Annotated in this window: 13 protein-coding genes; 8 read left to right on the top strand and 5 right to left on the bottom strand. The window is 64.8% G+C overall.

The window, feature by feature from the left end:
- The 3 genes from SAS01S_RS20025 to SAS01S_RS20015 form a co-directional block, all read right to left on the bottom strand.
- The coding region (locus SAS01S_RS20025; RefSeq protein ID WP_174544994.1) for a CNNM domain-containing protein at positions 1 to 470 on the bottom strand (470 nt) is incomplete at its 3' end.
- Positions 471 to 633: 163 nt separating this feature from the next.
- Entirely contained in the window at positions 634 to 1,071 is a 438-nt protein-coding gene (locus SAS01S_RS20020) for a nucleoside deaminase (protein WP_066812705.1), read from the bottom strand.
- Positions 1,072 to 1,094: 23 nt separating this feature from the next.
- On the bottom strand, positions 1,095 to 1,382 hold the full coding sequence (locus SAS01S_RS20015) for a hypothetical protein (RefSeq protein ID WP_066812700.1): 288 nt from the start codon (positions 1,380 to 1,382) through the stop codon (positions 1,095 to 1,097).
- Positions 1,383 to 1,548: 166 nt separating this feature from the next.
- Between SAS01S_RS20015 and rpmB the strand changes: the two genes are divergently transcribed.
- Both rpmB and SAS01S_RS20005 read left to right on the top strand, forming a co-directional pair.
- Positions 1,549 to 1,845, top strand: a complete 297-nt coding sequence (gene rpmB, locus SAS01S_RS20010; protein ID WP_066812698.1) for a 50S ribosomal protein L28 — start codon at positions 1,549 to 1,551, stop codon at positions 1,843 to 1,845.
- Between the two features lie 175 nt (positions 1,846 to 2,020).
- Complete coding sequence (locus SAS01S_RS20005; RefSeq protein ID WP_066812696.1) at positions 2,021 to 2,410, top strand: GFA family protein; 390 nt, start codon at positions 2,021 to 2,023, stop codon at positions 2,408 to 2,410.
- Between the two features lie 43 nt (positions 2,411 to 2,453).
- Here the strand turns inward: SAS01S_RS20005 and SAS01S_RS20000 are convergent, their stop codons facing one another.
- Positions 2,454 to 3,434 (bottom strand): esterase-like activity of phytase family protein, encoded by a 981-nt coding sequence (locus tag SAS01S_RS20000; protein WP_066812694.1) that lies wholly within the window; start codon positions 3,432 to 3,434, stop codon positions 2,454 to 2,456.
- 178 nt (positions 3,435 to 3,612) lie between these two features.
- Here SAS01S_RS20000 and SAS01S_RS19995 point away from each other — a divergent pair, with 178 nt between their 5' ends.
- Positions 3,613 to 4,023, top strand: a complete 411-nt coding sequence (locus SAS01S_RS19995; RefSeq protein WP_066812692.1) for a glycine zipper 2TM domain-containing protein — start codon at positions 3,613 to 3,615, stop codon at positions 4,021 to 4,023.
- A 219-nt stretch (positions 4,024 to 4,242) separates the two neighbouring features.
- On the opposite strand, the gene SAS01S_RS19990 is transcribed toward SAS01S_RS19995, so the two are convergent.
- Positions 4,243 to 5,064 carry an SMP-30/gluconolactonase/LRE family protein gene (locus SAS01S_RS19990; protein ID WP_066812690.1) on the bottom strand — a complete coding sequence of 274 codons (822 nt, stop codon included), beginning with the start codon at positions 5,062 to 5,064 and terminating at the stop codon, positions 4,243 to 4,245.
- Positions 5,065 to 5,201: 137 nt separating this feature from the next.
- Between SAS01S_RS19990 and SAS01S_RS19985 the strand changes: the two genes are divergently transcribed.
- The 5 genes from SAS01S_RS19985 to SAS01S_RS19965 form a co-directional block, all read left to right on the top strand.
- Positions 5,202 to 6,458, top strand: coding sequence for an MFS transporter (locus tag SAS01S_RS19985; RefSeq protein WP_084239259.1), 1,257 nt, complete (start codon positions 5,202 to 5,204; stop codon positions 6,456 to 6,458).
- A complete protein-coding gene (locus SAS01S_RS19980) occupies positions 6,455 to 7,369 on the top strand; it encodes a 2-dehydro-3-deoxygalactonokinase (protein ID WP_066812686.1) in 915 nt (304 codons plus the stop codon). The genes SAS01S_RS19985 and SAS01S_RS19980 overlap by 4 nt, the downstream gene beginning before the upstream one ends.
- Positions 7,366 to 8,103 (top strand): SDR family NAD(P)-dependent oxidoreductase, encoded by a 738-nt coding sequence (locus SAS01S_RS19975; RefSeq protein ID WP_066812681.1) that lies wholly within the window; start codon positions 7,366 to 7,368, stop codon positions 8,101 to 8,103. The genes SAS01S_RS19980 and SAS01S_RS19975 overlap by 4 nt, the downstream gene beginning before the upstream one ends.
- Before the next feature lie 145 nt (positions 8,104 to 8,248).
- Complete coding sequence (locus tag SAS01S_RS19970) at positions 8,249 to 10,981, top strand: TonB-dependent receptor (protein ID WP_169804990.1); 2,733 nt, start codon at positions 8,249 to 8,251, stop codon at positions 10,979 to 10,981.
- A gap of 79 nt (positions 10,982 to 11,060) precedes the next feature.
- The coding region (locus SAS01S_RS19965; protein WP_174544993.1) for a dihydrodipicolinate synthase family protein at positions 11,061 to 11,374 on the top strand (314 nt) is incomplete at its 3' end.

The following is an 11,374-nucleotide window of genomic DNA, read 5'->3' as shown; positions in this document are numbered from 1 at the left end:
CCCCGCGCGAGCCAGGTCATCGGCAGCGCCATCACCGCCGCGATCGGCTCGGGCGACCGCAGCGCAATTTGCTTGGGCACCAGTTCGCCGACGATCAGCGAGAGGAACGTGGTGATACCGATCACCAGCGCGAACCCGGCCTTGTCGGAGAATTCGGTGCTCCATCCGAACCATTGCTGCAATCGGATCGCGGTCGGGCCGCCGAGAGCCTCGCCCGAATAAGCGCCCGAGATCACGGCGATCAACGTGATGCCTACCTGAACCGTCGACAGGAACTTGCCGGGATCGGCCGCCAGGTCGATCGCCGCGCGCGCGCCACGGCTGCCGGTCCGCGCCATCGCCTCCAGCCGCGCCTTGCGCGACGACGCGATCGCGAGCTCGCTCATCGCGAACACTCCGTTCACCGCGACGAGTATGAGGATGATGACGACATCGATCCAGGGATAGGGCGCGGGCGGGGGCAAGGTCATGATGTGCGCTTATGCCTACACGCGGGCGGGAACGTCACGCAACATGGCGCGTGGTTGTGGCGGCGACTCATTCCCCTCCCGCTTGCGGGAGGGGAGGGCACGTCTCAGCGATGACCTGTCACCACACGCCCTCCCCCGACCCCTCCCGCGAGCGGGAGGGAGTTTACTTGCCCCCCCGCCGCGTCGCAAAGAAATCGCGCAACAGGCGGGCAGCCTCATCCTCGCCGATTCCAGGATAAATCTCCGGCCGATGGTGCACTATCGGCTGCGCAAACAGCCTTGGACCATGCTCGACCGCGCCGCCTTTGGGATCGGGCGCCCCATAATATAGTCGCGCGATTCGAGCGTGCGCGATTGCCCCGGCGCACATCGCGCACGGCTCGAGCGTCACCCACAGATCGCAATCGCTCAGCCGGTCGTCGCCGATCGCGTCCGCCGCGGCGCGAATCGCAAGCATCTCGGCATGCGCCGTCGGGTCGTGGCGTGTGCGCGGCGCATTGGCGGCGGTGGCGATGACGCGCCCGTCCAATACCACCACCGCGCCGACCGGGACTTCCCCCAGCGACGCGGCGGCAGCGGCCGCATCGAGCGCGGCACGCATTGGTGGAGGCAGCTGAAACCCGCTTATTGCGGCGCCGCCGAATTGGCCGGGGGAACGCCGGGCTTGTCGACGCTGATCGTCGGGACCTTGATGGTCTTGGTCGTCGTGGTCACGGTGGGGACCTCTACCGTCTTGTTTTCAGTGCCGAAATTCACCGTCGCCATGTTGGCGTTGACCTCGGGCGCGCTGCCGCCTTCCAGTTTGACGGTCGGCAGCGAGCCCGATTTGCCGTTGATCGAGATCATTCCAAACGCCAATAGCGCTATCAGGACGAGGGCGGCGATGCCGACCAGAGCGAGCAGGAACCGCATTATAATCGTCTCCTAAAAATCGAATCGTTCGCGTAATCAACGTTTCGCCACAAGAGCAGGTTGCACGGAAAAGAGCGAATCTGTTGACCCGGCGCGCGACAGACGCTATCGGCGCCACCTTTCCGGGGTCAGGTTCGTCTTGGCCCGAAACTCAGGATTGATAGCGATGTCGCGCATTTGCGAGCTGACCGGCAAGGGCCGGCAGGTGGGTCACAACGTTTCCCACGCCAATAACAAGACCAAGCGGACGTTCCTGCCCAATTTGCAGAACGTGACCTTGCTGTCGGACGCGCTGGGCACCAGCGTCAAGCTGCGCGTGTCGACGCACGGCCTGCGCTCGGTCGAGCATGTCGGCGGTCTCGACAATTGGCTGGTCAAGACCAGCGACGACGATCTGTCGCTGCGTGCACGCCGCCTGAAGCGCGACGTCAAGAAGAAGCTGGGCGACACCCAGGCCGCGTAGTCGCGCCGGTCCGGCTCAGTCGGACCGTCAGCGAATCGCCACCGGCCCGCTCTCCACAGTGGAGAGCGGGCCGGAGTCGTTTCTGCCACCTGCGATCGCGATCAAGCTGCGCGGCGGGTGGTCGAGCGGGGCTCGGTTAGCCTATTGAGCCTCTCGGCCAAAAAGGAGGTGCCGCATGGATCGGTTTACCGGCGGCTGCCTGTGCGGAGACATACGGATTGCGGCGTCCGGGCGCCCTTATCGGGTCGGGCTTTGCCATTGCCTCGACTGCCGCAAGCATCATGGCGCGCTGTTTTTCGCCGCCGCGATGTTCCCGCAGGACGCGGTGACGATCGAGGGTGAAACGCACCATTACGCTGGCCGCCATTTCTGCCCGCGTTGCGGCTCGTCGGTTTTCGCGCGCAGCGGCGACGAAATCGAAGTCCATCTGGGATCGCTCGATTCGCCCGACCAGTTGATGCCGACCTACGAAGCCTGGACCGTTCGGCGCGAATCGTGGCTGCCGCCGTTTCCGCTGAATCGACAATACGAGCACAACCGGGTGGCCGCGGGCCGGGAGGAATAACGGTTCTTCGGCCAGACCGTACCCGGAGCGCTGCCGAAAGGACTTAAAGGGCGAGCCTGAACTTCATCAGCAAGGTCTGTTGCAGAATCAGCAGATTGTCGTCGCTGACCATCCACAACATCGTCGCGCCGTTCTCGCGGGTGATCGCGAGGCCCTCGAAATTATCGACCGTCAGCGGCGGCGCCAGCCGGGCGATCTCGCGCCCGCGAATAGTCATGCCGGGACGGATATGGCGCGGATCGATCAGGGTCAGCACCGCACTCCAGGTGAACGGCAGCGCGAGCTTGCGATTGAGGATCAGCACACGCCCGTCGGGCAACTCGGTCGCGTCGGAAGGGTCGTAGCCGTCGGGCGGCAGATAGCCGAACTCGAACCCCTTGAGTGGTTTCTCAACCGGATCGCGGTCAAAGACCAGCGCGCTCCGTGCCTGGCTCGGCAGGCGGCGACTGGTCTCGGCGATCACCAGGAAGCGGCCGTCGTGAAGCCGCACCATCGATTCGGCGCCGCCATTTTCCGACCAATCGGCCATCGGTTTCGGCGCGACCATCGTCGCCGGCAAAGTCAGCCCGGGTGAATAGCGCCAGATCTGGTTGACGCGCTCATACCCCACCCACACGCGCCCCGTCGCAGGATCGAGCGTCATCGATTCGCTGTCGCGATCGGCCTTGTTCCATCCCGTTCCCGGCCCCACCGGCAGATCGTCGAAGCCCGGGGAGCTGAGGCGGAGGCGGCCGTCGAGCCGGAACCGTACGATCGTCCCCCCATCGCTCAGCAAGGTGAACAGGCCGCTGTCGATCGTCATCGACGAATAGCCGCCGAAGGCGAGATCCTTGCTGGTCAGCCGAACCCCGCCAACGAACGTCAACGCCCCGACCTTCACATGCTTGGGATCACCGGGATCGAGCGGCACCGGCGTCGCGGTGAGGTCGGGAACGACGCCCAGCATCGGCCGCTCGGGCGTGCCGCTCCACTGACAGGACAGCGCCAGCGCAAGCATCAGGAGATAGCGGGTGCGGCGGCGCATCGCCGCCTCTCATAGCCGTCGCGCGGCAACCCGCCAGCCTGAACGGCGGATAACGGACGCATTCAGCCTTAGCTCAATCCGAATCGGGCAAAACCCTTTCATCGACACGGAATGGGCAGACGGAAATCACCGGGGCCCGCGACCGATCGACGGATGAATTTTGAGACGGAGACGACAAATGCTGAAGACACTTTCGCTCGTTGGCGCCGCGCTCGCGATGACTGCCGGTGCCGTTGTTCCCCTCGCGCCTGCGCAGGCGCAGCGTTACGCCTATGATCAGGCCTATAGCGATGGTTACAACCGCGACGGCTATAGCGGTTATGACCGCAACGGCTATCGTGGCTACTATCGCAGCTATCGCGGATATGACCGCAACTACCGTGGCTATAACCGCAGCTATCGTGCGCGTCAGAAGTGCAACGATGGTGACGGCGGCACGATCGTCGGCGCGATCGCCGGCGGCCTGCTCGGCAATACGGTTGCCGGACGTGGTGACCGCACGATCGGCACGATCCTGGGCGCCGGTGTGGGTGCCTTGGCCGGCCGGGCAATCGATCGCTCGGATCGCCCCGGTTATTGCCGCCGCTAATCCCGAACAGTCGAGTTCTCCCGCGTAGCGTATCCGGGAGAGACAGTCCCCTCGCGTAGCGTATGAGGGCGGAGGCCGGTCCCGAAAGGGGCCGGCCTCTTGTTGAGCGGAGCGCAGGCGCGCGTGCCGCGCGCCGATCGCGAAGCAAGCGCCCCGCACGGCCGGCGGACGGCTTCGCCGGCAGCGGGGACCGACCCGCAAACGGCTAAAGTATCTTCACTATGTGACGCGATCGATGCGAAAGGCGAGAATGCTGCCGCCCTCCCGGAACCGCGGATCGGCCGGATCGAGGCCATGAGCGGCGGTGGTGACGAACAAGGTGCTCAGGTCGCCCCCGCCAAAGGTGCAACTGGTCGGCCGCTGGCAAGGGGTGGGAAGCCAGCCGACCTGCGTTCCGTCGGGCGCAAGGCGCGCGATGCCGCTGCCGTCCCACATCGCGCACCAGATATAGCCGTCGCTACCCACGGTCAGGCCATCCGGTTTGCCGGCGGTGTCTTCGAACCGATGCAATATCGTTCGATTGGATATCACGCCGCCCGCGAGGTCGAAATCGTAGCGGTAGAGCAACCGCGGAACCGTATCGACTAGATAGAAGGACCGTCCGTCCGGACTCCAGCCCATACCGTTGGGAACGTCGAAGCCGGTATCCATAGGCGTAACGCGGCGCTCTTGATCGACGCGATACAAAGTGCCGCCCCCTGGCGATCCATCGGTCGCGCGCGTTCCTACCCAGAACCGGCCGGCCGGATCGCGCTTGCCGTCGTTGAAGTGCACATTCGTCATGTCCGGCGACGGCAATGGCTCGAGGGGCCGGCCCAGCCGGAACAGCCATAGGCCGTCTTCCAGCGCCAGGATCGCCTCTCCCGCACCGCGTGGCGCTGCCGATCCGATCTTGGCATGGACTGGGATGGCGCGATTGATGCCGGTGGCCGGGTCCAGGAAATTATAGCTGGGTCCGAGGATATCGACCCAGGCGAGTAGCCGCGCCTGCGGAATCCAGACGGGGCATTCGGCGAGCGCGGCGCCGACAGGCCAGGCCATTTGTGGCGCCATCCCCGGCACTACCTCCACCACGCACCCTCCCCGTCTTCACTAAACATGTTGCTATAACGGCTACACGTCTTTAGCTACCGGGCGGATAGGGCCCTGGCAATGGTGGCCCCGCGCGGGGAGAGATAATGGCAGCAACGCCGGGACAGCGCTGGCCGCGTTTTCGCTGGTTCGTCGTGGCAATGCTGGCGGCTGCCGCGGTGCTCAATTACCTCGACCGCCAGACGCTGGCGCTGATGGCCGGCACCATCCAGGGGCAGTTGCGGATCAGCGATGTCGGCTATGCCACGCTGGTGAACGCCTTCCTGGCCGCTTACACGATCGGCGGATTGATCTCGGCGCTAATCGTCGACCGGCTCGGCGCGCGGCGATCGATGGCGTTGTTTGTCGGCTGGTGGTCGCTCGCGAGCGCGCTGTCGGGTATGGCGGGAAGCATGTGGCAGCTTGCCGCCACGCGGTTCGCGCTTGGGATCGCGGAGGCCGGCGGCTGGATCGCCTCGCCCAAGCTTGTCCAGGAATGGTTTCCCAACCGCGAGCGCGCGCTGGCGATCGGCATCTATTCGTCCGCGGCGCATTTCGGTGCGGCACTGGCGCCGATCCTGATCACGACCCTGCTCATCACGGTCGGCTGGCGAGCGACATTCGTCGTCACGGGAGCGATCGGGCTGACCTGGCTCGCCGTCTGGCAATTGACCTATCGGCCGAACCGTATCGGCCCGGTCGACAAGGAGGCGGTGCCGGAGCAACGCGCGGGTCGTGCGCCGGCGGAATGGGGCGCGGTCCTTCGCACTCGCGGGGTCTGGCTGATCGCGATCGGCAACGCGCTCACCAATCCGGTCTGGTTCTTCTACCTGTTCTGGTTTCCCAAATATCTGACCGAGGAACGCGGACTGACGGTCGCCGAAATGGGCCGGCTGAGCTGGGTGGTCTATGCGTCGGCGGGAGTCGGTTCGGTGCTCGGCGGAATCATCTCGGGCGCGCTGGTCAGGCGCGGCATGCGACCGGCGCGCGCCAGGGTGGCGACGATGGCGCTCGTCGCCGTGATCGCGCCGATCGGCGCCTTTAATGCGCTGGCGCCTGCGGTCTCGATCAGCCTTGCGCTCGGCGCGCTGGTGGCATTGGTCCATACCGCCTGGGTCACCAACCAGACTGCCCTCTGCGTGGACTTGTACCCCGGACGGCATATCGGGAAAGTGATGGCCGTGAACGGCATCATCGGCGGCCTGGCGACGATCGTCACGACGCACCTCGTCGGCGAATTGGTGGCGACCATCACCTATCGGCCGATGTTCCTGATGATCGCGATCGCTTATCCGCTCGGCCTGCTGGCGGCCTTTCTGGCGACGACCGGGCGATCGATGCTCGACCGCGAGATTGCGGCGTGAGCGAGGATCTGATCGCCGTCGAATGGGGTACCGCGCAATTGCGGGCCCGTCTGTTTCGGGGCGACGGCGAGACGCTCGACACGCTTGTGGAGACCGTGCGGCTGGCGGATCTGGGTCGCGACGGGATTGTCGAGCATGTCGATCAACTGCGGGCGCGCTGGCCGGATGTTAGCGGCCCCCTGCTGCTGAGCGGCATGATCGGCTCGGCAATGGGGTGGGAAGAGATTGCGCGCGTCGACTGCCCCGCCGGGCCCGAGGCCATCACCGACGGCACGGTGGCCGGCCGGATCGGCGATCATGCGGTTATCTTCCTGCCCGGCCTGGCGTGCGAGCAACGCTTCGGCGACCCCGACGTTCTGCGCGGGGAGGAAGTGGCGGCGGTCGGTGCGCTGGAGCAAGCTGAGGGACGAGCGGGACTGTTCCTGTCGGTGCCGGGCATGCACGGCAAATGGCTGGCGCATGACGGCGCGACGATCACGCAATTCCACACCTCGATGACCGTGGAACTGTATCGCGTGCTCGCCGAACGCAGCGTGCTCGCGCCCCTGATGGCGACCGAACCCGAGGCGGGAGCGGCATTCCGCGCCGGCGTTACCCGCGGCGCCGAGGGCGGCGGCCTTGGCCGGCTGCTGTTCGCGGCGCGATCGAATGTGCAAGCGGGTCGCATGCCGGCCGACGACGCCGCCTCTTTCCTGTGGGGCGTGGTGATCGGATCCGATGTGCGGGAGAATATGCCGCTTGTGCCGGGCGCCGTGTGCCTGGTCGCGGGCGCGCCTATGGTCGCATCTTTGTTCGCTGCGGCGATCCGCCAGCTCGGCGGCGCCGCGGAACTCTGTGACGGCGACGGATTGACCGCGGCGGGTTTCCTGCGTCTTGCCGCTCTTCTCCGGAAAAAAGGGACGTTCGCATGACACAGCGCCTGACCGGGCAAGTCGCGTTGATAACCGGGGCCGCGGGCGGCATTGGCGGAGCAATTTCCGCGCGGTTCGCGGGCGAAGGATGCCGGATCATCGCGCTCGACCGCGTGGAGGCGCCGTCCGGCGACCTGCGCTTGCTGTGCGATCTTGGCGACGAGACGTCGCTGGCGCACGCCGTGGACGCGGTCAGGACCTCAAGCCTGGAACCCGACATCGTCGTTCACGCAGCCGCGATGGGCGACGCTTGCCCGACGATGGAAACCGACACGGCATTCCTGGCGCAGATGTTCGCCGTTAATGTCGGCGCCGCATTGAGCCTGGCACAAGCGTTCGCGCCGGCGATGCAGGCGCGGCGGCGCGGCTGTTTCCTGTTCGTGTCGTCGATCAATTCGGCCTACGCCACGCCAGGACTCGCCGCCTACGCGGCATCCAAGGCCGCGCTCGACAGCCTGATGCGTACGCTCGCGCTGGAGCTGGCGCCCGACAACGTCCGGGTGAACTCGGTCCGCCCGGCGTCGATCGATACGCCGCTCTGGCGCCGCGGAATGGAGGCGCAACCGGACCCGCAATCGGCCATCGTCGCCAACATCAAGCGTCACCCGCTTGGTCGTATCGGCCGTGCGGAAGACGTCGCGGCGCTGGCGTTGTTCCTGTGCTCCGACGAGGCGAGCTGGATAACCGGCGTCGACTATCAAATCGATGGAGGTGCATCGGTGACGCGTCGCTGAGGGCGTTATAGCAACATATCGAGCTGTTCCGCGGCGCATCGCGAGGTCATAACGCTGCGATATGGTCGAATAATTCTGTTGACGTGTAGCTAAATGTGCAACATTAATTCCTCACTAGACGATAAGATCGCAGGGGAGAGGAATGATGAGGGCAGGCTTTTGGCTTGGCGGGGTGTGTCTCGGCGCGATCGTCGCCGGCAGTCCGGCTTTGGCGCAGGACAAGGCAGGCACGCTCAATGCCACAACTTCCGCCGATAGCGGTCAGACGGCAGGCGATGCGCCAAGCGCGGGCGACAAGGAGATCGTCGTCACCGGCTATCGCAAGAGCCTTGCCGAAGCGCTCGAGGTCAAGCGCAACACCGATCAGTTCCAGGATTCGGTCGTCGCCACCGACGTCGCGAAATTGCCGGACAACAATATCGCGGAATCGCTCCAGCGCATATCGGGCGTCCAGATCCGCCGCGCCCTCGGCGAGGGTACGAGCGTTTCGATCCGCGGCCTTCGCCAGAACCGCAGCGAGATCAACGGGCGCACTTTGATCAATCCCAATGGCCGCGGCGCTGGCATCGCGTCGGTGCTCGATTCCGATTACGGCCCGCTCTCGCTCTTCCCGTCCGAGCTGATCGGCCGCCTCGACGTCATCAAGCTGCAAGGTGCGGACCGGACCGACGGTTCACTGAGCGGCACGGTCGACATCATCACGCGCAAGCCATTCGACAAGCCGGGTCAGCTCATCTCGGTGTCCGGATCCACGGTCTATTCCGACCAGGACAAGAGATGGGGCTATGACGGGTCGGCGCTCTATTCGAACACCTTCGCCAACGACACGTTCGGCATTCTGCTCAACGCCACCTATTCGAACAAGCCGGTGAACGAGGATTCGTTCAACTCCTTCACCGGCTACACGCCGCTCACCTCGGCGTTCAACACGCCGGCTCATCCCAAGGCGAATGATCCGAACGGCGACGGAATACCCGGCACCTATATCGCCGATTTCCGTTTCCAGCGCCTGCATGAGAAGCGCGAGAAGATCGGCGGCAACGGCGCGTTTCAATGGCGGCCCAGCCCCAATTTCGAGCTCTATGGCGATGCCGCTTACTCGCACCTCAAGACATCGCGCACCCGCGACTGGTTCTCGGTGCCGCTGAGCAGCAATGCCGGCGACTATAGCTCCTACACTTTGTCCTCAAACGAGATCCTGACCTCGGGCGTCATCAACCAGGTGGCGCAAGGCAATGCCGAAGCGCTGAGGGTCAAGAGTGACACCTTCACCAGTGCGCTGGGGTTCAAGTGGAGCACGAATGACGGGCGCTTCTCCGCCAGGCCTGAAGTGAATTATTCGCGCTCGACGATGGACGTCACCCAGGAGTTCGTCCGGGTCCAGAGCGTCAGCAAATATCCCTTCACCTTCGACGTCAATGAAGGCGGCATTCCCAGCCTGACCGGCCCCGCGGGTCTGGACGTGACCAATCCGGCGACCTTCCGCTATTCGAACGCCTTCGACAATTTCAACCGCAACACCGCCCAGGAAACCGCCGGCAAGGTCGACTTCGCCTTCAAGCCGGAGAATTCGTTCATTTCCGAGATCGATGCCGGCGTGCGCTACTCCGCGCTGACCACGACGCGTCAGACGGTCCAGAATCAGGTCGCCTTTGCCGGCACCACGCCCGCCAACACGTTCCTGCTGTCATCGGGTCCGTCCATCTATGGCGTGCGGGACTATGCCGATCTGCTCGGTGGCAACGCCCCGTCGATCGCCACCAAATATCTCGCGGCGAATGCCTGGGCGCTTCCGATCGGGGGAGCCTGCAAGACGATCGCGCCCAATAGCGGCCTATGTCCCGCCGGCTTCGTCGATCCGCTGCAATCCTTCCGCATCGGCGAGAAGACGATGGCGGCCTATGCCAAGGTCAATTTCGCAACACGGCTGGGATCGATGCCGCTGACCGGCAATGTCGGTCTGCGCTATACCGACACGACGCGCGAGGCCAATGGCGCCATCAAGCGTGCGAGCGGTCTGGCCGATCCGTTGACGGTGAAGACGCAATCGGTCGATTGGCTGCCCAGCGCGGTCGCCAAGCTCGAGATCACCAACAAGCTCCTGCTTCGTGCGGGCTACGCCAAGGTCCTGGGCCTGCCGGACTCGATCGATCTGTCGCCGAACCTGACGCTCAACCGGTTGACGCCCTATAATGGCAACGCCGGCAATCCCCGGCTCCAGCCGTTGCGCGCCGATCAGTTCGACGCCTCGCTCGAATGGTATTTCGCCCCCGGTGCGGCGTTCACGGTCGGCGGGTTCTACAAGGACGTGAAGACCTTCATCTACAGCAGGGCGAGCTACGAGATCCCGCCGGGGGAAGTCGCACCGCCGGGTCAGCCGGAAGGCTATCTGATCACGCGGCCCTATAATGGCGCCGGCGGCAAGGTGAAGGGCGTCGAGATCCTGTTCCAGACCCCGTTCTCTTTCCTCCCCTCGCCGCTCGACGGTTTCGGCGTCGTCGCCAATTTCTCGTATATCGACAGCTCGACCAGCCTGCTCGATCGCAAGGGGCAATCTTTGCCCTTCCAGGGCCTGTCGAAGGTCAATTACAATCTGGTCGCCTATTATGAGAAATATGGCTTCGGCGCCCGCGTCGCGTACAATTACCGCGACAAATTCTTCGACAGCGTCGGGCCGGGCAGCACGGCAATCTATTATGCGCCGTTCCGGACAGTCGACGCATCGATCCGCTATGAATTCGGCCGGTTCACGATCTTCGCCGACGGCACGAACCTGACCAACGAGATCCAGCGCCGCTACGTGGAATCGCCCGAAGCGACCTCCTTCTACGGCATTCAGGGGCGTCGCTTTTCGCTCGGGTTCAACGCGAAGTTCTGACGCGTTCGGTTCGCCCTCCTTGGTTCGCTCGGGGTGAGGCGGCTCGGCTGTCTCCTCCGCCTCTCCCGATAGGATTTCAATGAGCCAGTCTTCCTTCGGCGGCGTCTTTCCGGTGCTGCCGACCGTCTTTACCGACCGCGGCGATATCGACCCCGACGGCATGCGATCGGTCGTCGAGTATGTCGTCGCATCGGGCGCCGACGGCCTCGTCTTTCCTGGCCTTGCCAGCGAATATGACATGCTGACGCTCGATGAGCGCGAAGAGGCCATCGCGCTCGTCGGCGGCGCGGTTGCCGGTCGCGTGCGGTTCGTGGTCGGCGCCAGCAGCGATGAGGTCGGCGATAGCGCACGGCTGGCCGCGGCAGGCGCGGCGGCGGGCGCGAGCGCGGCGAT

This window comes from Sphingomonas asaccharolytica NBRC 15499, assembly GCF_001598355.1.
GTDB classification, from domain to species: Bacteria; Pseudomonadota; Alphaproteobacteria; order Sphingomonadales; family Sphingomonadaceae; genus Sphingomonas; species Sphingomonas asaccharolytica.
The sequence above is the reverse complement of the archived record's forward strand: the minus strand, read 5'-3'. Positions and strand labels throughout refer to the sequence as shown.